The 23,210-nt window shown below is 68.7% G+C and carries 21 protein-coding genes and 1 rRNA gene; 11 read left to right on the top strand and 11 right to left on the bottom strand.

Annotated features, from left to right (window positions below):
- Positions 1-95 precede the first annotated feature (95 nt).
- Positions 96-212: ribosomal RNA gene (gene rrf / locus AB663_RS16300) — 5S ribosomal RNA — on the top strand.
- Positions 213-299: 87 nt separating this feature from the next.
- Here rrf and AB663_RS16295 read toward each other — a convergent pair.
- Entirely contained in the window at positions 300-1,079 is a 780-nt protein-coding gene (locus AB663_RS16295) for an IclR family transcriptional regulator (protein ID WP_067201658.1), read from the bottom strand.
- Between the two features lie 52 nt (positions 1,080-1,131).
- On the opposite strand from AB663_RS16295, the gene hutH reads away from it, so the two are divergent.
- The 3 genes from hutH (at position 1,132) to hutI (ending at position 5,545) form a co-directional block, all read left to right on the top strand.
- Entirely contained in the window at positions 1,132-2,673 is a 1,542-nt protein-coding gene (gene hutH / locus AB663_RS16290; RefSeq protein ID WP_067201655.1) for a histidine ammonia-lyase, read from the top strand.
- On the top strand, positions 2,666-4,318 hold the full coding sequence (gene hutU, locus AB663_RS16285; protein WP_067201652.1) for a urocanate hydratase: 1,653 nt from the start codon (positions 2,666-2,668) through the stop codon (positions 4,316-4,318). Before hutH ends, hutU begins: the two co-directional genes overlap by 8 nt.
- A gap of 81 nt (positions 4,319-4,399) precedes the next feature.
- Entirely contained in the window at positions 4,400-5,545 is a 1,146-nt protein-coding gene (hutI, locus tag AB663_RS16280) for an imidazolonepropionase (protein ID WP_067201649.1), read from the top strand.
- Between the two features lie 53 nt (positions 5,546-5,598).
- On the opposite strand, the gene AB663_RS16275 is transcribed toward hutI, so the two are convergent.
- From AB663_RS16275 to AB663_RS16260, 4 genes are read right to left on the bottom strand one after another with little or no spacing between them, the layout of a single operon-like run.
- Complete coding sequence (locus AB663_RS16275; RefSeq protein ID WP_067201645.1) at positions 5,599-7,518, bottom strand: glycogen debranching N-terminal domain-containing protein; 1,920 nt, start codon at positions 7,516-7,518, stop codon at positions 5,599-5,601.
- Positions 7,515-8,354 carry a carbohydrate ABC transporter permease gene (locus tag AB663_RS16270; protein ID WP_067201642.1) on the bottom strand — a complete coding sequence of 280 codons (840 nt, stop codon included), beginning with the start codon at positions 8,352-8,354 and terminating at the stop codon, positions 7,515-7,517. Before AB663_RS16270 ends, AB663_RS16275 begins: the two co-directional genes overlap by 4 nt.
- Positions 8,351-9,448, bottom strand: coding sequence for a carbohydrate ABC transporter permease (locus AB663_RS16265; RefSeq protein ID WP_067201640.1), 1,098 nt, complete (start codon positions 9,446-9,448; stop codon positions 8,351-8,353). The genes AB663_RS16270 and AB663_RS16265 overlap by 4 nt, the downstream gene beginning before the upstream one ends.
- A 2-nt stretch (positions 9,449-9,450) precedes the next feature.
- The gene (locus AB663_RS16260; RefSeq protein ID WP_067201637.1) at positions 9,451-10,698 is read right to left on the bottom strand and encodes a sugar ABC transporter substrate-binding protein; all 1,248 of its coding nucleotides are present in this window, start codon (positions 10,696-10,698) and stop codon (positions 9,451-9,453) included.
- Between the two features lie 145 nt (positions 10,699-10,843).
- Here AB663_RS16260 and AB663_RS16255 point away from each other — a divergent pair, with 145 nt between their 5' ends.
- A complete protein-coding gene (locus AB663_RS16255) occupies positions 10,844-11,848 on the top strand; it encodes a LacI family DNA-binding transcriptional regulator (RefSeq protein WP_067201635.1) in 1,005 nt (334 codons plus the stop codon).
- 19 nt (positions 11,849-11,867) lie between these two features.
- Here AB663_RS16255 and AB663_RS16250 read toward each other — a convergent pair whose 3' ends face one another.
- Both AB663_RS16250 and AB663_RS16245 read right to left on the bottom strand, forming a co-directional pair.
- Positions 11,868-12,785, bottom strand: coding sequence for an agmatinase family protein (locus tag AB663_RS16250; RefSeq protein WP_067201631.1), 918 nt, complete (start codon positions 12,783-12,785; stop codon positions 11,868-11,870).
- Position 12,786: 1 nt separating this feature from the next.
- Positions 12,787-14,064, bottom strand: coding sequence for a DUF445 domain-containing protein (locus AB663_RS16245; protein ID WP_067201627.1), 1,278 nt, complete (start codon positions 14,062-14,064; stop codon positions 12,787-12,789).
- A gap of 137 nt (positions 14,065-14,201) precedes the next feature.
- Here AB663_RS16245 and AB663_RS16240 point away from each other — a divergent pair, with 137 nt between their 5' ends.
- Entirely contained in the window at positions 14,202-14,474 is a 273-nt protein-coding gene (locus AB663_RS16240) for a metal-sensitive transcriptional regulator (protein WP_067201624.1), read from the top strand.
- Positions 14,475-14,485: 11 nt separating this feature from the next.
- Here the strand turns inward: AB663_RS16240 and AB663_RS16235 are convergent, their stop codons facing one another.
- Genes AB663_RS16235 through AB663_RS16225 form a run of 3 tightly spaced genes read right to left on the bottom strand, consistent with a single transcriptional unit; the run spans position 14,486 to position 17,633 of the window.
- Positions 14,486-15,643 carry an acyl-CoA dehydrogenase family protein gene (locus AB663_RS16235; protein WP_067201621.1) on the bottom strand — a complete coding sequence of 386 codons (1,158 nt, stop codon included), beginning with the start codon at positions 15,641-15,643 and terminating at the stop codon, positions 14,486-14,488.
- Positions 15,640-16,416, bottom strand: coding sequence for an alpha/beta fold hydrolase (locus AB663_RS16230; RefSeq protein ID WP_067201618.1), 777 nt, complete (start codon positions 16,414-16,416; stop codon positions 15,640-15,642). The genes AB663_RS16235 and AB663_RS16230 overlap by 4 nt, the downstream gene beginning before the upstream one ends.
- 8 nt (positions 16,417-16,424) lie before the next feature.
- Positions 16,425-17,633: an MFS transporter gene (locus AB663_RS16225; RefSeq protein WP_198147890.1), complete on the bottom strand. Its 1,209-nt coding sequence runs from the start codon at positions 17,631-17,633 to the stop codon at positions 16,425-16,427.
- A gap of 379 nt (positions 17,634-18,012) precedes the next feature.
- On the opposite strand from AB663_RS16225, the gene nrdH reads away from it, so the two are divergent.
- Genes nrdH through nrdF form a run of 4 tightly spaced genes read left to right on the top strand, consistent with a single transcriptional unit; the run spans position 18,013 to position 21,843 of the window.
- Positions 18,013-18,246, top strand: a complete 234-nt coding sequence (gene nrdH / locus AB663_RS16220; RefSeq protein ID WP_067202914.1) for a glutaredoxin-like protein NrdH — start codon at positions 18,013-18,015, stop codon at positions 18,244-18,246.
- A 9-nt stretch (positions 18,247-18,255) separates the two neighbouring features.
- Complete coding sequence (gene nrdI, locus AB663_RS16215) at positions 18,256-18,690, top strand: class Ib ribonucleoside-diphosphate reductase assembly flavoprotein NrdI (RefSeq protein ID WP_083511292.1); 435 nt, start codon at positions 18,256-18,258, stop codon at positions 18,688-18,690.
- Positions 18,687-20,831: a class 1b ribonucleoside-diphosphate reductase subunit alpha gene (gene nrdE, locus AB663_RS16210; RefSeq protein WP_067201609.1), complete on the top strand. Its 2,145-nt coding sequence runs from the start codon at positions 18,687-18,689 to the stop codon at positions 20,829-20,831. The genes nrdI and nrdE overlap by 4 nt, the downstream gene beginning before the upstream one ends.
- Positions 20,832-20,862: 31 nt before the next feature.
- Complete coding sequence (gene nrdF / locus AB663_RS16205) at positions 20,863-21,843, top strand: class 1b ribonucleoside-diphosphate reductase subunit beta (protein ID WP_067201606.1); 981 nt, start codon at positions 20,863-20,865, stop codon at positions 21,841-21,843.
- A gap of 63 nt (positions 21,844-21,906) precedes the next feature.
- Here nrdF and AB663_RS16200 read toward each other — a convergent pair whose 3' ends face one another.
- Complete coding sequence (locus tag AB663_RS16200) at positions 21,907-22,191, bottom strand: hypothetical protein (protein WP_067201604.1); 285 nt, start codon at positions 22,189-22,191, stop codon at positions 21,907-21,909.
- A 71-nt stretch (positions 22,192-22,262) separates the two neighbouring features.
- Between AB663_RS16200 and AB663_RS16195 the strand changes: the two genes are divergently transcribed.
- Entirely contained in the window at positions 22,263-23,210 is a 948-nt protein-coding gene (locus AB663_RS16195; RefSeq protein ID WP_067201601.1) for an acyltransferase family protein, read from the top strand.

Here is a 23,210-nt window from a genome sequence, read left to right as displayed (position 1 = left end):
CCCGCGTCCACTTTGTGGTTCTCGATGTACGGTCGAAAACCACCGACACGATGAACACGTGTGTCATCGCTAGGTTTTTGAAACATCAATAGTGTTTCGGCGGCCATAGCGTGAGGGAAACGCCCGGTCACATTCCGAACCCGGAAGCTAAGCCTCACAGCGCCGATGGTACTGCAGGGGGGACCCTGTGGGAGAGTAGGACACCGCCGGACTCCTTTTAAACAAGAAGGCCACCCAATGTTGGGTGGCCTTCTTGCGTTAATCATCGATCTTGTGCCGGCGAGGAGCCCGCAGGGTCGTCACCGCTTCAGGCGCGACTCCAGAGTCTGTGCTGTCTCCGCGACAGCATCGGCCAGCCGGGCCTCGTCGCCGCCGTCACCGGGCCACGTCACGGCGACGGCGGCCACAGGCCACCCGGTGTGGTCGGCGACGGCCACACCCACGCTGCGGAGGCCCTCAGCGACCTCGCTGTTCTCGGTCGCGTATCCCCGCGCCCTCACCTCACGCAGCAGTTCGCGGAGCTCCCTCGGCGTGCGGGGGCCGTGCCCCGTCCGGTCGGGGAACGCGGCCGCCGACGGATAGAGAGCACGGACCTGCTCGCGGGGGAGCGCGGCCAGCATGGCCCTCCCCGTCGCGGTGAGGTGCGCAGGCAGGCGCACGCCGACGTCGGTGATGAGTGCTGGGCGGCGCGGTGCGCGTTCCTCGACGATGTAGAGCACGTCTCCGCCGCTCATCACGGCGAGGTGTGCGCTTTCGCCGAGCCGGTCGGACAGTGCGGCCACGAGAGGTCGCCCCAGGCGCGCGAGGGGCTGTTGTCTGGCGTACCCGCCGGAGAGCTCGAACGCCGAAGTGCCGAGGCCCCAGCGCCGGTCCTCGCGCAGGTGCAGCACGAACCCGTGTGCTGCCAGCGTCGCGAGCAGGTGGTACACCGTCGATCGTGGCAGCTCCAGATCGCGTGCGATGGCGGATGCGGCGACCGGTGCCGGACGCCCCGCCAGGTAGCTGAGGATGCGGAGGGTGTGCTCCGCGGCCGGCACCCGGGCGGAGTGCGTCTCGCTGTTGTCTGTGATCACAGACACAGCCTGCCACGATCACCCTCCCGAGAGCACTCCGAAGGTGTGGAATCAAGTCATGAGTGATCTGCCTTCCGTTCTCGTCGGCTCCGAGCCTCTGCGGCTCGCCGACGTGGTCTCCGTCGCGCGTCATGGCGCGCCGGTCGTCGTCGCCCCGGAAGCGCTCGAGCGCGTCGCCGAGACACGCAGCGTGATCGACGGTCTCGCCGCGGATCCCGACCCGCATTACGGCGTCTCGACCGGGTTCGGCGCCCTCGCCACGACCTTCATCGCGCCGGAGCGCCGCATGCAGCTCCAGGCCAGCCTGATCCGGTCGCATGCCGCGGGCACCGGCCCCGAGGTCGAGCGCGAAGTCGTTCGCGGTCTCCAGCTCCTCCGTCTGCAGACGCTCGCGTCGGGACGCACGGGTGTGCGGCCTGTCGTGGTCGAGACGTATGCGGCGCTGCTGAACGCGGGCATCGTCCCCGTCGTGCGCGAGTACGGTTCACTGGGCTGCTCCGGTGACCTGGCCCCGCTCGCCCACATCGCTCTCGCGGCCATGGGCGAAGGCGACGTGCGCGATGCGTCCGGAGCGCTCGTCTCGGCATCCGATGCCCTGCGCGCCGCGGGCATCACGCCGCTCACGCTGGTCGAGAAGGAGGGCCTGGCGCTCATCAACGGGACCGACGGGATGCTCGGGATGCTCGCGTTGGCGCTGTACGACCTCGATGCTCTCCTGATCACGGCCGACATGGCGGCAGCCATGTCGATCGAGTCGCAACTGGGCACGGATGCCGTGTTCGCCGCGGATCTCATGGCTCTGCGCCCGCAGCACGGGCAGGCCGAATCCGCCGCGCACCTGCGTGCGTTCCTCGGCCGGTCGCCGATCGTGCACAGCCACAAGGGGCCTGAGGACGGCCGCGTGCAGGACGCGTACTCCCTGCGCTGCTCGCCGCAGGTGCACGGTGCCGCGCGCGACACGATGGCGCACGCGACCGCGATCGCGGAGCGAGAGCTGGCGAGCGTGGTGGACAACCCCATCATCACGCTCGACGGGCGGATCGAATCCAACGGCAACTTCCACGGAGCCCCCGTCGCGGCGGTCCTCGACTTCCTCGCGATCTCGGTCGCCGACGTGGCATCCGTATCCGAGCGGCGGACCGACCGCGCGCTCGATCCGGCACGCAACCGCGGCCTCGCGCCCTTCCTCGCCGACGAGGTGGGCGTGGACTCCGGGCTCATGATCGCCCAGTACGCCGCGGCCGGCATCGTGTCCGAGCTCAAGCGCCTCGCCGTCCCTGCGTCTGTCGACTCCATCCCCTCGTCGGCGATGCAGGAGGACCACGTGTCGATGGGATGGGCCGCCGCTCGCAAGCTTCGCCGCGCGATCGACGGGCTCGGTCGAGTGCTCGCGATCGAGATCCTCACCGGCGCCCGCGCGCTGGATCTGCGCGCCCCGCTCGAGGCAGGACCAGCCACAGGCGCCGTCCGAGACCTCGTGCGCACGGTCGCCGGCGGCCCAGGGCCTGACCGTTTCCTCTCCCCGGACATGGAGGCCGTGACTGCGCTGGTGCAGTCCGGCGCCATCGCACGAATCGCAAAGGAGCACGTCGATGACTGATGCACGCACCGTCCGCGCACCCCGCGGCAACACGCGCACCGCCAAGAGCTGGGGTGCCGAGGCCGCCAAGCGGATGCTGATGAACAATCTCGATCCCGAGGTCGCCGAGCATCCTGAGGATCTCGTGGTGTACGGCGGCACGGGGCGCGCGGCCCGGAGCTGGGAGGCCTACGACGCGATCGTCCGCACGCTCGACGAGCTCGAGCCCGATGAGACCCTGCTCGTGCAGTCGGGCAAGCCGGTTGGTGTGTTCCGCACCCACGAGTGGGCCCCGCGCGTGCTCATCGCGAACTCGAACCTCGTGGGCGATTGGGCGACGTGGCCCGAGTTCCGCAGGCTGGAAGCTCTCGGCCTCACCATGTACGGCCAGATGACCGCCGGGTCGTGGATCTACATCGGGTCGCAGGGCATCCTGCAGGGGACGTATGAGACGTTCGCGGCGGTCGCGCGGTCGCTGGGCAAGGAGTCTCTGCGCGGGACCCTGTCGCTCACCGGGGGCGCCGGAGGAATGGGCGGCGCGCAGCCGCTCGCCGTCACCCTCAACGAGGGGGCGTGCCTCATCGTCGACGTCGACGAGACGCGACTCGCGCGTCGTGTGGAGCACGGTTACCTCGACGAGTACCACACCGACCTCGACACGGCCGTCGCAAGGGCGGTCGCCGCCAAGGACGCCGGTGAGGCGCTCTCGGTGGGTGTCGTCGGCAATGCGGCCGAGGTGTTCCCCGAGCTGTTCCGCCGCGGGGTGCCGATCGACGTGGTCACCGACCAGACCAGCGCGCACGATCCGCTCGCCTACCTGCCGATCGGCGTCTCCGTCGAAGACTGGAAGGCGGAGGCGGAGCGTGATCCCGAGGAGTTCACGCGGCGCTCACGCGAATCGATGGCCGCGCATGTCGCTGCGATGGTCGCATTCCAGGACGCCGGTGCCGCCGTCTTCGATTACGGCAACTCGATCCGAGCAGAGGCGAAGCTGGGCGGCTTCGAGCGCGCCTTCGAGTTCCCCGGCTTCGTTCCCGCGTACATCCGGCCGCAGTTCGAGGAAGGTCGCGGACCGTTCCGCTGGGCGGCGCTCTCGGGCGACCCCGAGGACATCTACAAGACCGACCGAGCCATCGCCGAGCTGTTCCCCGACGACAAGGCGCTGCACCGCTGGCTCGAGAAGGCCGGGGAGAAGGTGCATTTCGAGGGTCTGCCCGCGCGCATCTGCTGGCTCGGCTACAAGGAGCGTCACCTGGCTGGTCTCAGATTCAACGAGATGGTCGCTTCCGGCGAGCTGTCGGCTCCGATCGTCATCGGGCGCGACCACCTCGATTCCGGCTCGGTCGCGTCGCCGTACCGTGAGACCGAGGCCATGAAGGACGGCTCCGACGCGATCGCCGACTGGCCTCTGCTCAACGCACTGCTGAACACCGCATCCGGCGCGAGCTGGGTGTCGTTGCACCACGGCGGCGGCGTCGGCATCGGCCGCTCGATCCACGCCGGGCAGGTCACCGTCGCCGACGGCACGGATCTCGCCGCCCAGAAGCTCGAGCGCGTTCTGACGAACGACCCCGGCACCGGCGTCATGCGGCACGTCGACGCGGGCTACGACCACGCGAAGGACATCGCGCGCGAGCGCGGACTCACGATCCCGATGGGACTCTGAGGTACCAGTGTCCCGCTCCGCGCACGGTCGGGGGATGCGTTGCGCGGAGCGGGGCCACCACACGGAAGGCGAAGGCGGCACATGACCACTCTCCTCACGAACATCGGCGAGCTGACGACGAACGACGGACCAGCCCGTCATGACGCTGCCGTGCTCATCGACGGCGACCGCATCGCCTGGGTGGGCGCGGCGGCGGAGGCACCCGCCGCTGACGAGGTCGTCGACACGCAAGGCCGCGCCGTCATCCCCGGGTTCGTCGACAGCCACAGCCACCTCGTGTTCGGGGGTGACCGTGCCGCCGAGTTCGAGGCACGGATGGCGGGACAGAAGTATGCGGCCGGCGGCATCCGCTCCACGGTCGCGGCCACCAGGACCGCGACCGACGACGAACTCCGCTCGCGCCTGCGAGGGTTCGTCGACGAGCTGCTCGCGCAGGGCACCACGACCGTCGAGATCAAGAGCGGGTACGGACTCAGCGTCGAGGACGAGGAGCGCCTGGTGCGCCTGGCCGCCGAGGTGACGCCGGAGGTCACGTTCCTCGGCGCGCATGTCGTGCCGACCGAGTACGCGGACCGCCCGGACGAGTACGTCGACCTCGTGACGGGGCCGATGCTCGACGCCTGTGCCCCGTATGCGAAGTGGATCGACGTCTTCTGCGAGACGGGTGCGTTCACCGTGGAGCAGTCGCGGCGGGTGCTCGAGGCGGGCATCGCCCGAGGACTGGCCCCCCGTATGCACGCCGGCCAGCTCGGGCCGGGCGACGGCGTGCGACTCGCGGTCGAGCTCGGTGCGGCGTCCGTCGACCACGGCACCTATCTGACGGATGCCGACATCGAGGCGCTCGCCGCGTCGGACACGGTGCTGACGCTGCTCCCCGGGGTGGAGTTCTCCACGCGGCAGCCCTACCCCGACGCGCGACGACTGATCGACGCCGGCGTGCGCGTCGCGCTCGCGTGCGACACCAATCCGGGGTCGAGCTTCACCAGCTCGATGCCGTTCTGCATCGCCGTGGCGGTGCGCGACATGGGCATGACCCCGGCCGAGGCGCTGCACGCAGCGACGGCCGGGGGAGCGGCGGCCCTCCGCCGTGACGATGTGGGCGTGATCGCGCCGGGGCGGCGAGCCGATCTCGTGCTGCTGAAGGCGCAGACGCACATCCACCTCGCGTATCGTCCTGGGGTGCCGCTCGTGGAGCGGGTGTGGAAGGACGGCGTGGCGGTCAGCTGACGCGCACCGCTCGCGGGGCCGGTGACAGATCCGGTGATACTCGAGGCGCGCCGTCAGACCGCGGCGGCGAGAGCCCTCGCGCAGACGACGGCCGCGGCCGCCGACCACGCCTGCGGACGGCACGCCGCGGGGTACGGCACCGGCCGGCCTCCCGGCACCCGCTCGTCTCCCGCGTGCAGCTCCGGCATCCGATAGGCGAAGCCCTCGGCGGCGTCGAGCAGCTGCCGCGCCACGGCGGCGGCCGGCTCCACGAGTCCCGCCCGCAGCATCCCGTGCACCGCGATGGCGCTGTCGTGCGTCCACACGCTGCCGCCGTGGTAGCTGAGAGGCCAGTAGCCTGCGGCCCCGGTCGACAGCGTGCGGATGCCGTAGCCGCTCGACAGCGCGGGCGAGGTCAGCAGCTCGGCGCACGCGCGTTCTTCGTCGCCATCGAGGAGCCCTGTGCCGAGCAGGTGACCGATGTTGCTCGTGAGCGTGTCCACTGCGCGCCCGTGGGCGTCGAGTGCGATCGCCGGGTAGCGTCCTTCCGGTGTCGAGACCCAGAACCGCTCACGGAACCGCACGCGGAGGTCCGCCGCCCAGGCGCGCAGCTCGGTGGCGCCCGTCTCGCCCAGTTCGTCGAGCAGTGCCGCGCCGCGCACAGCGGCCTCGTACGCGTACGCCTGCACCTCGCTGAGGGCGATCGGGCCCTCGGCGAGGCTCCCGTCGCGCCACTGGATCGAGTCGCCGGAGTCCTTCCACCCCTGGTTCGCGAGGCCGTGGCCGCTCTCGTCGACGTAGTCGATGAAGCCGCTTCCCGACGAGTCGCCGTGCACGGTCATCCACTCGAGCGCCCGGCGGAGCGCGGGCAGCAGCTCGCGGACCTCCGCGGTGGGCATGCCCGCCTGCGCAGCATCGGCGAGCAGGCAGACCCAGAGCGCCGTGGCGTCGACCGTGCCATAGTACAGCGGCGGCAGGTGCACGCCCTCGTTCGGCAGCGACAGCGCTCCGCTGCGCAGCTCATGCGGGATCTTGCCCGGCGCCTCCGCTGTCGCGGCATCCGCTCTCGTCCCCTGCAGCCGTGCGAGCACGCGCAGGGTCGACGCTGCGACGGAGGTGTCGTCGCCCAAGGCGAGCCGAGCCGCCCAGAGCGAGTCGCGCCCGAACAGGGTGAAGAACCACGGCGCGCCGGCGGCGTAGAACGCGTCGTCCGGATGCTCGGGCAGCGCAAGTCGCAGGGCGTCGAGGTCGGCGAGAGCCTGGGCGAGCCATCGAGTCGCGCGCGGATCGGCCGGCGCCGTTGCGGGTGCGCCTGTCGGATCGGGCGTCTCCGCCGCGCCGTCCCCGGCATCCGTCACCGCCGTGCGCGGGGGCGCGATGACGACGAGCGTCGGGTCGTCGAGCTCCACCGACCATTCGGCGTGGGCCTCGCCGCGCGCAGGCGTCTCGAGCGTCCAGCGCAGCACCAGCTCGTGCGATGTCGATTCGATGACGCCGCCGGGAGCCCGCACGGTGAAGGAGGCGTCGCCGCGCCGGCAGGTCGCGCCGTCCCATTCCCATCCGCCCTCGGCGGGGAGGCCGGCCTTGACCGACTGCATCGGTGCGAAGTCGGGGGTGAGGCGCACCGTGAGCACCACGGGCACGCTCGTGGCCAGACCGGTGGACACCCGGATGCTCTCGCTCAGCCGGCCGGCGACCACCGCGCGCTCCCTGTCGAGGCGCACCTTGGGGTCGGCCGAGGCGTCGTCGATGCCCCGGAGCACGTCAGTGAAGCGGACGTGCCGCGGGTCGGGGGAGCCGTAGCCGATGGGCTCGAGAGCCGACCCCTCGACCTCGGTCGAGATCGCGCGGATGTGCCGCACGTCGCCGTGGTACACGCCGTGGATCGGCGCCGTGCCGAGGGTCCCCGCGGCATCCGACCACACCTGCGTCGGCGCCTCCAGGACGATCACAGCGGCGTCGAGCAGCGGCTGGAGGGGGAGGGTGTCGGTCATTCCTTGACGGCTCCTTCGGTGGAGTTCATGATGCGGCGCTGGAACACGAAGAACATCACGGCGACCGGGATCGTCATGATGAGCGCCGCAGCCAGCTTGAGGGGATACTGGGTGCCCTGGCTGAGCTGGCCGCTGGCGAGCGATGCGACGCCCTTCGTGAGCGTGGTCAGGGCGGGGTCGTTCGTCGACACGATGAAGTGGCTGAGCTCGTTCCACGATCCTTGGAACGACAGGATCACGATCGTGACGAGCGCGGGGGTCGCCATGGGGAGCACGACCGACCAGAACAGGCGGAACGTGCCGGCGCCGTCGATGCGCGCCTGCTCCTCCACGGAGACGGGGATGGACTCGAAGAAGTTCTTCATGATGAAGACGCCGGCGGCGTCGACCAGAAGGGGCAGGATCATCCCGGCGTAGGAGTTGAACATTCCGAGCTGGTTGATCACCAGGAACTTCGGGATCAGGAGCACGACGGTCGGCACCGACATCACGGCGACCAGCGCGGCGAACACGACCCCGCGTCCGCGGAACCGGAGGCGCGCGAGAGCGTATCCGGCGAGAGAGTTGAAGAACACGCGCCCTGCCGTCACGACGACCGTCACGATCGCGCTGTTGACGAACCACGAGGCGAAGTCGGAGTGCGCGAACAGGCGCTCATAGGCGGCGAACGTCCACACGTCGGGGATGAGGGAGATCCCGCTCGACGCCGCGTCCTCGTCGGTCTTGAAGCTCGTGACGACCTGGATCAGGAACGGGTAGACGTAGATGAGCGCGAGCACCACCAGCACGCCGTACAGCACGATCTGCCAGGTCAGCTGCTTGGGGGAGAGTCTCATGACATCGCTCCCTTCTCCGCGACCTCATACGCCCTGATGCGACGGCGTGAGACGGGCCGGTCTCGGAGCGCCCAGCGCTGGATCAGCGTGAACACCACGATGATCACGAACAGGATGAACGCGATCGCGGCGCCCTGCCCCCACTCCTGGTTCTTGAACGCGGTCTGGTACGACAGGAACGCAGGGGTCAGCGTCGTCTTGCCCGGTGCGCCCTGGGTGCCGGTGTAGATCTGGTCGAACACCTGCCAGCACCCGATGAGCCCGAGCGTCAGCACCGTGAAGAGCGTGGGGCGCAGCTGCGGGAGCGTGATGCGCCAGAAGCGCTGCCAGCCGTTCGCGCCGTCCATCATCGCGGCTTCATCGACGTCGGCACCGAGGTTCTGCAGGCCGGCGAGGAAGAGGAGCATGAAGGTGCCGGAGGTGGTGAAAACGGCCATCAGGATGTAGGCGCTCATCGCGATCGACGGTCCGGCGAACCAGTCCCACCAGGAGACGCCCAGCATCCCCCCATCGGTCAGTGCGGCGGGACCGGCATCCGCTCCGAAGGCGGAGAGGACGAGATGCAGGATGCCGCGCGGATCGTTGAACCAGTTCGGGCCGTTGACGCCGAACCACGCGAGAACGTCGTTCACGGCGCCGCTCGCGGAGAACAGGAACATCCAGAGCACCGTGATCGCCACCGAGCTGGTGACGGAGGGGAAGTAGAAGGCGGTGCGGAAGAAGCCGCGTCCGCGCAGGACCGCGCGGTTCACGAGGATCGCGAGGAAAAGCGACAGCGCCGTCTGAAGCGGGACGACGAGCAGCACGTACCACGCGTTGTTGCGGAGAGCCGTGCCGAAGTCCTTCGTCGCGAGGCCTCCGTCGGCGAGCACGGCCGCATAGTTGTCGGCGCCGACGAACGACACGTCGCCGGAGAGGGGGCTGCCGCGTCCGGCCCAGTCGGAGACGCTCACCCACAGCGCCATCAGCACCGGAACGAGCAGGAAGACCCCGAGGATGACGATGACCGGGGCGGTGAACAGCCACCCGGCCACCGCCTCGCCGCGGCGGAGCCCTGAGGCCCTGCCGCGGCGAGGAGAGGCGTGCGCAGCCATGGTTACTCGACGACCGCTTCGAGGTTCGACTGAACGGAGTCGAGGATCTGCGCGGGGTCGCCGGTCTTGAGCGACTCCAGCTGTGCGTTGAAGTCGGCGATCACGTCGGCGGCTCCGTCCTGGTTCGGCGGGAACTGGGCGTAGTCGGCGCCCGCGAGGAACGGCTCGAGCTCGGGGTTGGCGGAGGTCCACGCGTCGGCGGCGGAGGCGATCGACGGCATCGGGCCGAAGGCCTTCGAGAACGCCAGCTGGCTGTCGGCGCTCGTCAGGTACTCGACGAGGTCGAGCGCCGCCTCCTGGTTCGGGCTGTCGGCGGCCATGCCCCAGCAGTTCGTGAACTGCAGTGTGCCCTTCCCGGCGGGCCCGGCGGGGAGCTCGGCGACGGTGTAGTCGACGGAGCTGTAGTCGTTCGACATCGCGCCGGTGATCCAGTTGCCCTCGATGACCATCGCCGCCGACTGCTTGCCGAGCGCCTCGCCGCCCCATCCTGCGCCGATGTCCTTGGCGAAGGCGAACGTCCCGTCGGCGAGGTGCGACTTCACGTACTCGAGGGCCGCGACGTTCGCGTCGTCATCGGCGATCGCCGCGCCGTCCTTGACGAGACCTCCGCCCGACTGCGCAATGAAGACCCCGAGGCGCTGATACTCCGCGCTGAACGCGAGGCCCACGTGCTCGGGGGTCGTGAGCTTCTTGGCGACCGCGGCGAGGTCGTCCCACGTCTTCGGCAGGTCGGCGTCGGTGAGTCCGGCATTCGCCCACATCGTGGAGTTGATGACGAGCGCGAGCGTGGAGAAGTCCTTGGGAGCGCAGTAGAACTCGCCGTCGACCGTGAAGTTCTCGACGAGGGACGGATAGAAGTCGTCTTTGTTCTTCAGCTCGTCGCCGTAGGCCTTGAGCGAGCCGTTGGCGGCGAAGCCGGCGATCTGGTCGGTCGAGAGGTAGAAGAGGTCGGCGGGCTTGCCCGCGGCGAACCCCTGGGACAGCTCCTGGCTCAGGTTGCTCGCGGCCTGCAGCGAGACCTTCGTGCCCGACTCCTTCGACCACGCGTCGATGGCCTCCTGCACGGCCTCGGTCTCGGCGTCGCCGGACGAGCCGATGAGCACGGTGAGGGCGTCGTCCGACGAGGTCAGGCCCTCCGACGAGGAATCGCCGCCCCCGGAGAAACCAGAGCCGCAGCCGGTCAGGGCGAGCGCGCTGGTGATGAGCACCGCGCCGGTCCCGAGGGCCGCGCGGGTGGTGTGCCGTGTCATGGTCGATCTCCTTTGATGTGTCACTGCAGGCGAGGTCGGGAGGGAGCGAAGAAATTTGAACGATCAAACTCCGCGTAGCCTAGGCTAGGCGCGGGGCTGCGGAAGTGTCAAGCCCCGCTCCTGGCGGCGGTCGAGAGGAGGACGGATGCCGAAGGCGCCCACCGTCGAAGACGTCGCGGCGCTCGCCGGGGTGTCGCGGCAGACCGTGTCGAACGTGCTCAACACCCCGGAGATCGTGCGGGAATCGACACGCGAGCGGGTGCTCAGCGCCATCGATGAGCTCGGATACCGCCGGCACGCCGCCGCGCGGCGCCTCCGTCTGCGCCGGAGCTCAGCGATCGGCATCCGTCTCGACCCGTATGTCGGCGGAGTGTCCGGTGTCGTGCTCGATCGCTTCGTGCATGCCGTGACCGAGCGCGCCAGTGAACGCGGCATGCGCATGCTCGTGTACGCGGCGCGCACGCCGGAGGAGGAGCTGGCCCGCCTGTCGGAGCTGTGGGAGGGCTCGGAGATCGATGCCGCCATCCTCACCGGCACAGTGCAGGACGACCCGCGAGTTCGCAGGCTCGACGACCAGGGTGTGCCGTTCATCTCGTTCGGCCGGCCGTGGGGTGAGGACGACATCGCCGACCCCGTGCACCTCTGGGTCGATGTCGACGGCGCCGCGGGAACGAAAGCAGCGACGGAGCACGCCCTGACCTTCGGCCCCGGCGTCGCGTTCCTCGGCTGGCCTGCCGGCTCGGGAACCGGCGACGACCGCGAGCGCGGATGGCGGGAGGCGATGCACGCGGCCGGTGCGTCCGGAGCGCGACTGGTCGCGGAGGAGTCCGTGCAGGCGGCGCTCGGGCAGATCGACGCTGCCCTTCACGACGGTCAGCGGCTGGACGCGATCGTCTGCGCGAGCGACTCCCTCGCCGTCGGCGCCCAGATCGCCGTTTCGCGCGCGGGTCGTCGCATCCCCGTCATCGGCTTCGACAACACCCCGACGGCGGAGGCGCTGGGCTTCTCCAGCATCGAACAGCATCCGGAGGACGTCGCAGCGGCGATCCTCGACCTGCTCATGGGGCCGACCGGAGATGTCGTCGTCCCGCGACAGGTGCGACCTGGCGCGGCTCACGCCCTCATCGTGCCCGAGCTCGTCGTGCGCTGAAGGGAGCGGCGTTCGCGGCTCAGCGGCGTGCGTGCAGTCCGGCGAGGAGCTCGAGCACGCACAGAGCGGCCAGCCGAACCGTGCGTCCGTCGGGGGCATCCGCCGTGGCATCCACCTCGGCGATGTCCGCACTGACCACTCTGGCGTCGGATGCCACGCCTCGGGCGAGAGCGCGCAGCTCCCAGGCGGCGAGCCCGCCCGGGACGCTCGCCGGGCAGCCGGGAGCGACGGAGCGATCGCACACGTCCACGTCGATGTCGAGGTGCACGCGCGCTCCTGCTCCGGATCCCGCGATCTCCAGGGCTTCGGCCACGACATCCGCCACGCCGCGTCGACGGAGCTCGTCGAGCGTGATGACGCGGATGCCCCAGTCGGCGGCGCGCCGCGCGTATGCGACCGAGTTGGTGAAGTCCGCGATCCCGATCTGCACGATCCGCCGCGGATCGATGCGGGAGGTCTCCAGGTCGGATGCCGCCGGCGCGTCCTCGACGAGCCGACGCACCGGCGTGCCGTTGGAGATGCCGTCGCGCAGATCGAAGTGCGCGTCGAAGGTGATGAGCCCGGTCGCCCGCGCTCCGAGCGCGACGGGGTAGGTGAGCGAGTTGTCGCCGCCGAGAGCGATGACGAGGTCGGCCACCGGCGACAGGTCTCGGACGCGGGCGATCACCTCGGCCTCGCCGGCGTCGCCGTCGGGGTCGGGCACGTCGCCGGCGTCGGCGATGCGGAGCGCGTCGTTCAGGTCGACCGCGGGCGGGCCCATGAGGGCGGTGCCGTACCGGGGGAGTGCCTCGCGGATCGCCGCCGGTGTCGCATGCGCACCCGTCGGGGAGAGGGACGTGCGCCAGACGGGTACGCCGAGGAGCACGGCATCCGCCGTGGTGTCGATGGGAGGCCAGCCTCCGGCGCGCGGCCAGAGCGGGTCGTGAGAGAGCGCCATGTCAGACTCCAGGGATCAGCGCGTGGGCGATGGTGAAGATGACGAGGCCGGCGAGAGCGCCGACCACCGTGCCGTTGAGGCGGATGTACTGCAGGTCGCGACCGACCATGAGCTCGATCTTCTCGGTCGTCTCCGCCGGATCCCACCGCTCGACCGTGTCGGTGATGATCGAGGCGATGTCGTGGCGATAGCGCTCGACGAGGAAGACGGCTGCATCGGATACCCACGTGTCGACGCGGTGCTGCAGGGCCGTGTCGGTGGTGAGGCGCTGCCCGACCTCCTGGAGCGCCTGGACGGAGCGGCGCCGCAGTCCGCTCTCCGGGTCGGCGAGCGCGGCGAGCAGTCCGTTCTTCGCGGTGTTCCATGCCTCGGCCGCCAGTGCCCCGACGCGGGGACTGTCGAACAGCGACGCCTTCGCGTTCTCGAGGCGTGCTCGTGTGACGGGGTCGTGCTGCAGGTTGTCGGCGAGCCGGGAGAGGTAGCCGTCGATCGCGAGCCTGGCCGGATGCCGAGGATCGGCCTGAACCGCGTGCACGAACTTGACGGCCTCGTTGTAGGCGGTGTCGTCGACGAAGCGGTGTGCGAGCTTGGGCACCCACGACGGCAGCCGTCGGGAGATGAGGCCGGTGAAGGCCGACGCGTTCGCATGCAGCCAGGTCGCGATGCTGTCGACCGCGAGATCGACGGCGCCATGGTGCGCATCGGTCTCGACGATCTTCTGCAACCAGGCGCCGGCGGGGGTTCCCCATTCCGGCGACAGCAGGTGCTCGCGGGCGAGGTCGCTGATGAGATCGCGCACGTCGTCGTCGCTCAGGGCGTCGAGCACCGCCGTCGCGACGGTCGCCCCCTCTCCGGCGACGCGTTCGGCGTGCTCGGGTTCGCGCAGCCATTCACCGGCGCGGCGGGCGATCGGCGTGCTCGAGAGCTTGGTGCGCACGACGTCGCCGGCGAGGAAATTCGTCTCGACGAACTCGCCCAGCGTGCGCCCGATCTCGTCTTTGCGGCTGGGGATGATCGCGGTGTGCGGGATGGGGAGCCCCAGCGGCCGCCGGAACAGCGCGGTCACGGCGAACCAGTCGGCGAGCGCTCCCACCATCCCGCCCTCGGCCGCCGCGCGGACGTACGCGAGCCACCCGACCCGCTCCTGCAGGGCGAAGGCGATGACGAAGGCGACCGCCATGAACACGAGAGCGCCGAGTGCGACGGCCTTCATGCGCCGCAGGGCGCGGCGGCGTTCCTGGTCGGCCAGGGAGAGCAGCGTCGTCGGTGTTCGCGGCATGACGTCATCCTTTCACGCGCCTCCGACGCTCCGCGGGATATGCGAGGACGATCGTCTGGCCCGCCAGACAGCGCGACCTGTCCCGTGCACCCACGACGTTCGAGTGACTTCCCTGCCACGCGACTACGCTCGATCTCGTGATCGAAGACATCAAGAAGCGCGCCCTGCATCGCACCAGCATCCTCGAGGGTCAGATGCGCGGCGTCGCGCGGATGATCGAGAACGAGGAGTACTGCATGGACATCATCACGCAGTCGCGTGCCATTCAGCGCTCCCTCGAGTCGCTGAACCGGCTGCTGCTCGAGAATCACCTGCGCACGCACGTCACGCACATGTTCGAAGAGGGCGGCGACGAGCGTGACAAGGCCGTCGTCGAACTGCTCAAGGCGTTCGACTTCGACTCCAAGTAGACGCCTCGACGTCAGGGCTCGAGCGGTCCCAGCCAGGCGCTCGCGGCCGTGGCGTGCGCGGACTCGGGGTCGGACGGATGGAAGGCGCCGGCCAGCACGTCGCGGTACAGCCGCGACAGCTCATTGGACGAGAAGTACGATCCGCCGCCCGCGGTGAGCATGGCCTGGTCGACGACGTGCTTCGCCATCGTCACGGCGCGGTGCTTGACGCCGGACAGGAGGGTGAACCAGCGGGGGCCGTTGTCGACGAGATCGTCGACCTGGCGCGCCAGGTGGGCGATCTGCGGTGGAAGCGCGTCGTAGGCGAGAGCCATGTCGGCGATCCGCCAGCGGATGTCGGGATCTTGGCTGTACGTCGTTCCGGTCTTCTTCGAGCGGCGCGCGTGAACCGTCTGCACCGAGAGGTCGAGTGCACGGCGCGCGATCCCCGTGTAGACCGACGCGAGGAGGATCTCGAACACCGAGAAGATGCCGAACACGATCGGGTCGGGGTTCGGTCCGGGGTCGATCCGGCGGACGACGTGGGCGGCGTCGGCGACAGCGCCGTTCAGGCGGGTCGTGCGCGACTGCGTCGCCCTCATCCCGAGTGTGTCCCAGTCGTCGCCGGTGTCCACGGCGTCGGTGCGCTCGACGAAGGCGAAGACCAGCTTGGGGGCATCGGGGCTGGTGGTGTCGAGGCCGTGGAGCCCCAGCCTGGTCCACACCGGGGCGAGCGATGTGAAGATCTTCGTCCCGGTGAAGGAGTAGCCGCCGTCGCCCGTCGGCGCGGCCTCGGTATCGCTGCCGAACAGCACGAGGTCGTTGCCACCCTCGCTGATGCCGAACGCGAACACCTCGCCGGCCACCGCGCCGTCCTGGACGAACTCGAGACCGGGCACTCCGCGGTCGGAGAACACCTTGGCCACGCCGGTCCACACGAGGTGCATGTTGATCGCGAGCGCTGTCGCCGGCGCCGCCGTGGCCAGGCGCTGCTGGAGCTCGGCGGCCTGGGCGAGGGAGAGCCCCGCTCCGCCGCGTTCCGCCGGGACGAGGATCGACAGGTAGCCGGCCGCCCGCAGCTCGTCGAGGTCGTCGTGCGGGAAGGTGTTCTCCCGATCGTGCACGGCGGCGCGTTCGCGGATGCGGTCGAGCAGGTCGTCGGGAAGGTGGTGGGTGGGATCGAACGTCATGACAGCGCCTCCCGCAGTCGTCGGACGGTCTCTTCGGGTTTGTCGCGGTGGGGCGAGTGCCCGGCGCCCTCGACGACCGACATCGTCAGGCGCGGGTTCGACGCGAGGATCGCGGCGGCGGCCTCGCCCCGGAACAGGCTGTATACGGCGGGGTCGGCGGCGATGACGTGCGTCGGGACGGTGAGCGCCGCGACGGCCTCGCGCACATCCCACGGCTGGTTCTGCGCGCTGGTCTGCTCCACCGCCCAGCGGCTGGCGCGCGCGACGGCGTCGACCTTCAGCTCGATGTCCTGGGGGTGCCAGTGCGGGTGCTCCTGCCGCACGGTCTCCATCCGGTTGTCCGCGAACGCGCGCTCCTGACTCTTGCGGATCACGGCGGCATCGCGGCCTTCGAGCACGATGGCGGGATCGATGAGCACGAGGCGCCGGGTCCACGACGGCACGGACGCCGCGGCCAGGGCGCTCGCCGCGCCGCCGAGCGAGTGGCCGACGACGGCATCCCATCCGCGCTTCGATGAGGGCAGGGTGGCGACCAGATCGGCTCCGAAGGCCGCGATGGAGTAATCCGTCGATCGGGGCGCGTCGCCGTGTCCGCGAAGGTCGACGGCCGTGGCGTGCCAGCCGTCGGCGGCGAGGGCATCGCCGAGACGCCACATGAGCGCGGCAGACGAGCCGAGCCCGTGCACGAGCAGCACGTGGCGGGCGGACGAGGGGTCGCCCCAGGAGAGCCGAGGCAGCGTGACCGGGGCCGGCGGGGCCGGGTGGTGGGGCATCCGATCGCTCATGAGGGGGTGACCGCCAAGGGCTCGGTGTCGGGGCGAGGGCTCGCATCCCGCCCGCGCAGGTCGGGGAACGCACGCACGAAGACGACTGACACGACGAGGCCCGCCGCTGCGAAGAGGGTTGCGGCGAGGTACGCACCGCGCGGATCCGAGAGGTCGACGAGGAAGCCGGCGACGGCCGAGCCGGCCGCGGCGCCGATGAGCTGCCCCGTTCCCGCCCAGCCGAACGCTTCCGCCGTCTCGCTGAACTTCACGCTCGCCGATGTGATGGCGAACAGCACGGCGAGGGCGGGAGCGATGCCGATGCCGGCGACGATCAGCGTGCCGCCGAGCCAGAACTCGTTCAGGGAGATCATGGTGAGCGCCAGGCCGACGGTGACGATGACGAGGCGGCGCGCCATCGCCCACGGGCCGATGGGGATGTGCCCGAAGGCGAGCCCGCCCGCCAGGCTCCCGACGGAGAACACGGCGAGCACGATGCCTGCGGCGAGGCTGCCGTGCTCGAAGGTCGCGACGACGCCCACCTCGACCGCGGCGCACGCACCGATGAGCAGGAATCCGATCACGGTGGCGAGCATCACCGGCGGCTTCAGCACCACGGTGCCCAGGGCGTTGCGGCTGCGCGGGATGCGGACGCGCCCGACCTCGGGGGAGAGGATGAACCAGGCGCCCCCGGCCACGAGGATGACGGCGACGAGGAGCAGCCCCTGCACCGTGCCGATCTGCGTCGAGACGAAGGTGATGAGCACGGGGGCGAGGATCCAGATGATCTCCTGCAGCGACGCGTCGAGCGAGAACAGCGGAGTCAGCTGAGAGGAGTTGACGAGCTTGGGGTAGATCGTGCGCACGGCCGCCTGGATGGGAGGCGTGGACAGCCCGGCGAGGCACCCGGCGATCATGTAGCCGGGCAGGCTCAGCGGCAGGAGGGCGAGGCCGAGGATCGCGACGGTGCAGACGGCGAGGGTGAGCGTGAGCACGCGGCGCATGCCCCATGCGCCCATCCACCTGCTGGTGAGCGGCCCGGCGACGGCCTGTCCGATGCTGGTCGCCGCGAGCACCAGGCCGGCCGCGCCGTAGGAGCCGGTCTGCTGTTCGACGTGCAGGAGGATGGCCAACGAGCTCATGCCGTTGGGGAATCGCGCCGTCAGCTGTGCGGCGATCATGCGCGCCACTCCCGGCGTGCGAAGAAGGTCCCGATATCCCGCCACGGGACAACGCTACCGGCCGCCGGCGACACCCGCGCATGCCGGACGGTCGCGACACGCCGCGACACGCCGACGACCCGATTCCACAGAAATCCGAATGTCGGATGCCGGGCGTAGCCTCCCCGCTGTGGATGGATCGCGGAGGAGCGTGCACGAGCCGCAGAATCTCGCGTTTCGACACCCGGTTCGACACGGCTCCGGCTGTGGAAGAAACGGTGGAGAACCTGTGTTGTACCAGTGGAGAGCGGTGGAAAACTACACGGATGTAACTACTATCCCTTGTGGTCGCACCGAATGTCCGCACCCATATGTAGTATTGAACTCCCGGAGGCGGTCAGCCCGGGGCACACCAGAGTTGTCACGAGATTTGAGGGGAATGACGATGTCGATCACCGTCTACACGAAGCCTTCCTGCGTTCAGTGCAACGCCACCTACCGCGCGCTGGATGCCAAGGGCATCGAGTACGAGATCCACGACCTGTCGGAGGACCCGGCGGCGCTGGAGCAGGTCAAGGCGCTCGGCTACATGCAGGCACCGGTCGTCGTCACCGACGAGGACCACTGGTCGGGCTTTCGTCCCGACAAGATCGACGAGCTCGCGTCTCGTCTCGCGTAGGCCCCGATCATGAGCGCCGTCGCGACCGCTGCGCCGCTCCTGGTCTACTTCTCGAGCGTGTCGGGCAACACCGCGCGCTTCATCGAGAAGCTCGGGCTTCCGGCCCGGCGCATCCCGCTGCACGCCAACGAAGAGCCGCTCGTCGTCGACGAGCCCTTCGTCCTCGTCACCCCGACCTATGGCGGGGGCGAGGGACGGGGCGTGGAACGCGGGGCCGTGCCCAAGCAGGTGATCCGGTTCCTCAATGACGAGAACAACCGGCGTCATCTCCGCGGAGTGATCTCCGCAGGCAATACCAACTTCGGCGATTCGTTCTGCCTCGCCGGAGACATCATCAGCCGCAAGTGCCACGTGCCTCACTTGTACCGGCTAGAGATCTTCGGCACACAGGACGATGTCGATCGGGTGACCGACGGATTGGAACGACGGTGGAAGCTTCAGTGACCGAGACGGTGGCGTTCAAGGAGAACCCCGCGTACGAGGGGCTCGACTATCACGCGCTGAACGCGATGCTCAACCTCTACGACGCGAACGGGAAGATCCAGTTCGACGCCGACAAGCGCGCCGCGCGCGAGTACTTCCTGCAGCACGTGAACCAGAACACCGTGTTCTTCCACTCCCTCAAGGAGCGACTCGACTACCTCGTCGAGAAGGAGTACTACGAGGGCGCCGTGCTCGAGAAGTACTCGTTCGACTTCATCCAGAAGCTCAACGACCTCGCCTACTCGAAGAAGTTCCGCTTCGAGACGTTCCTCGGGGCGTTCAAGTACTACACCAGCTACACGCTGAAGACCTTCGACGGCAAGCGCTACCTCGAGCGCTTCGAGGACCGTGTCGTGATGACGGCGCTCGCCCTCGCCGACGGCGACGAGAAGCTCGCCGTCGACCTCGTCGAGGAGATCATCTCCGGGCGCTTCCAGCCGGCCACCCCCACCTTCCTCAACGCGGGCAAGGCGCAGCGCGGCGAGCTCGTCAGCTGCTTCCTGCTGCGCATCGAGGACAACATGGAGTCGATCGCCCGTGGCATCAACTCCGCCCTGCAGCTCTCCAAGCGCGGCGGCGGCGTGGCGCTGCTGCTGTCGAACATCCGCGAGTCCGGCGCTCCGATCAAGCAGATCGAGAACCAGTCGTCCGGCATCATCCCCGTCATGAAGCTGCTCGAAGACAGCTTCAGCTACGCCAACCAGCTCGGCGCGCGTCAGGGCGCAGGCGCGGTGTACCTCAACGCGCACCACCCCGACATCATGCGCTTCCTCGACACCAAGCGCGAGAACGCCGACGAGAAGATCCGCATCAAGACCCTCTCGCTGGGCGTCGTCGTGCCCGACATCACGTTCGAGCTCGCCAAGAACGACGAGGACATGTACCTCTTCTCGCCGTACGACGTCGAGCGCGTCTACGGCGTGCCGTTCGGCGACATCTCCGTCACCGAGAAGTACCGCGAGATGGTCGACGACCCTCGCATCAAGAAGACGAAGATCAACGCGCGCGAGTTCTTCCAGACCATCGCCGAGATCCAGTTCGAGTCCGGCTACCCGTACGTGATGTTCGAGGACACGGTCAACCGCGCGAACCCCATCAAGGGCCGCATCAACATGTCCAACCTCTGCAGCGAGATCCTGCAGGTGAACACGCCGACCACCTACAACGACGACCTGTCGTACAAGGAGATCGGCAAGGACATCTCCTGCAACCTCGGCTCGATGAACATCGCGCTGTCGATGGATGCCGACGATCTCGGCCACACGGTCGAGACCGCCATCCGCGCGCTCACGGCGGTCAGCGACCAGAGCCACATCGGCTCGGTGCGTTCGATCGAGGACGGCAACGACCGTTCGCACGCGATCGGGCTCGGCCAGATGAACCTGCACGGCTACCTCGCCCGCGAGCACGTCTACTACGGCTCGGAAGAGGGCATCGACTTCACGAACATCTACTTCTACACGGTGCTGTACCACGCGCTGCGCGCGTCGAACAAGCTCGCCATCGAGCGCGGCCAGGCCTTCGACGGGTTCGAGGACTCGAAGTACGCGTCCGGCGAGTTCTTCGACAAGTACATCGAACAGGAGTGGGTCCCGGCGACCGAGAAGGTCAAGGAGCTGTTCGCGGGCAAGCACATCCCGACGCAGCAGGACTGGATCGAGCTGAAGGAGAGCATCCAGAAGCACGGCATCTACAACCAGAACCTGCAGGCCGTGCCGCCGACGGGCTCGATCTCGTACATCAACAACTCGACGTCGTCGATCCACCCGATCGCGTCGAAGATCGAGATCCGCAAGGAGGGCAAGCTCGGTCGCGTGTACTACCCGGCTGCGTTCATGACGAACGACAACCTGGAGTACTACCAGGACGCGTATGAGATCGGCTACGAGAAGGTCATCGACACCTACGCCGCCGCGACCCAGCACGTCGACCAGGGTCTGTCGCTGACGCTGTTCTTCAAGGACACCGCCACCACCCGTGACATCAACCGGGCGCAGATCTACGCATGGCGCAAGGGCATCAAGACGATCTACTACATCCGCCTGCGTCAGCTGGCGCTCGAGGGCACCGACATGACCGAGTGCGTCTCCTGCATGCTCTGACCCTCCCGGAACCCAAGGAACGACGAGAAGAATGACTCCTCACGAACCCCTCAAGCTGGTCGACCGCGTGCAGGCGATCAACTGGAACCGCATCCAGGACGACAAGGACCTCGAGGTCTGGAACCGTCTGGTGAACAACTTCTGGCTGCCCGAGAAGGTGCCGCTGTCGAACGACATCCAGTCGTGGAACACGCTCACCCCGGAGGAGCAGACGCTCACCATGCGGGTGTTCACCGGTCTGACGCTGCTCGACACCATCCAGGGCACCGTCGGCGCCGTGTCTCTCATCCCCGACGCGATCACCCCGCACGAGGAGGCCGTCTACACGAACATCGCGTTCATGGAGTCGGTGCACGCCAAGAGCTACTCGTCGATCTTCTCGACGCTGTGCTCGACGAAGGAGATCGACGAGGCGTTCCGCTGGTCGGTCGAGAACCCGAACCTTCAGAAGAAGGCGCAGATCGTCATGGACTACTACCGTGGCGACGAGCCGCTCAAGCGCAAGGTCGCATCGACCCTGCTGGAGAGCTTCCTCTTCTACTCGGGCTTCTACCTGCCCATGCACTGGTCGAGCCGGGCGAAGCTCACCAACACGGCCGACCTCATCCGCCTCATCATCCGCGACGAGGCCGTGCACGGCTACTACATCGGCTACAAGTTCCAGCGCGGTCTCGAGACGCTCGACCAGGCGAAGAAGGACGAGCTCAAGGACTACACCTTCTCGTTGCTGTACGAGCTCTACGACAACGAGGTGCAGTACACGCAGGACCTCTACGACGGCGTCGGTCTCACCGAGGACGTCAAGAAGTTCCTGCACTACAACGCGAACAAGGCGCTGATGAACCTCGGCTACGAGGCGATGTTCCCGTCGACGGTCACGAACGTGAACCCGGCGATCCTCTCGGCCCTGTCGCCGAACGCCGACGAGAACCACGACTTCTTCTCGGGGTCGGGATCGTCGTACGTCATCGGCAAGGCCGAGGCCACCGAAGACGAAGACTGGGACTTCTGAACCCCATCGTGTGATCGAGCGAAGGGCGGATGCTGCGGCATCCGCCCTTCCTCGTCTCCGGCGTCAGAGCCCGGTGTTCGTCGCCCATCGCGAGGCGGCCGCCTGTGCTGCCGACTCGATGAGCGCATCGATCTCGGGTGAGCGCCGCACGGCGAACGACACGTAGGCGCCGCGGCCGCCCGCGACGGGCCTGCCGTACGCCTTGGCGGCGAGCGAGCCGTCCGGCAGGAGACGCACGGTGATCGACTGCAGCTGGAACCGCTCTCCCCGCCGTTCGTCCTCCCAGCGAAGGTGCTCGGGAATGGCGACGTTCAGGGCGAGCGCGGCGACCTCGACAGGAGTACCCATGCTGCGACGATAGCGGTGCCGCGCTCGTCAAGCCCACTGCCCTCATAGGGAGCGCGGCCGATACTGGGGGCATGCTCGACCACCTGCCTGACCGCTCGGGCGCGATCGATCTCGTACGACTGATCGCCGTCACTGCGATCGTCGCGGGGCACTGCTTCACCAAGGAGGTCACTCAGGACTGGCTGTACACCTGGCACGTCGCCGTGTTCTTCATCCTCGCCGGGTATCTCTGGAGACCTCGCCGGCCGGTGCACGTCGAGGTCGAGAAACGGGCGATGAGTCTCGGGCGGCCCTATGTCGCCGGGTTCCTTGTGCTCACTGCGGCTCTGCTGCTCGTGAAACCCGCCGGCGCGCTCGAGAAGATCGCCGGCGGGATCGAAGGCGGACGCTTCGCACACATGCCGTATGTCACACTGTGGTTCGTCTCGGCCCTGTTCTTCACCGCCGTCGCATTCCGTGTGGTCGAGCGCGTGCCGTATGCGGCGCAGTGGGGGATCGCCCTCGCCGCAGCCGTCGCGGGGTGGATCTGGACAGAGCCGCTGTCGCACACGCCGCTCGGCATCGGTTACGTCGCGACCTGCCTCATCTATCTGCTCATCGGCGATGCGCTGCGTCGTCTGCGCACACGGATCAGAAGACCTCTGCTCTGGGGTGCGCTCGCGTTCGTCATCGGCGTCGTGCTCGTGGTGACGGGCGCTGCCGCGCCGCTTGACATCAAGCTCGGCGATTACGGAACACCCGTGTTCTCCCTGCTCGCGTCGAGTGCGATCTCGATAGGACTGATCCTCGTGGCCGAGAGCGTCGTGCACCCCGGTCGATTCTCCCGCGCGTGCACGCTGCTCGCCCTGCCTCTGCTCGCGGTCGTGCTCCTGCACCCGTTGGTGCTGTGGCTCGATGTGTCGCCGTGGATCCGCTTCGCGATCGGGATGCTCGTCCCCCTCGCCATCGGACTGATCGCCCTGCCCACCCGTGCCGCGCCCTGGATCACGGGGCAGCACACGGTGCGCAGGGCGATCTGA

This window comes from Microbacterium sp. XT11 (genome assembly GCF_001513675.1).
GTDB lineage: Bacteria > Actinomycetota > Actinomycetes > Actinomycetales > Microbacteriaceae > Microbacterium.
This window is presented reverse-complemented; position numbering and strand designations above follow the sequence as displayed.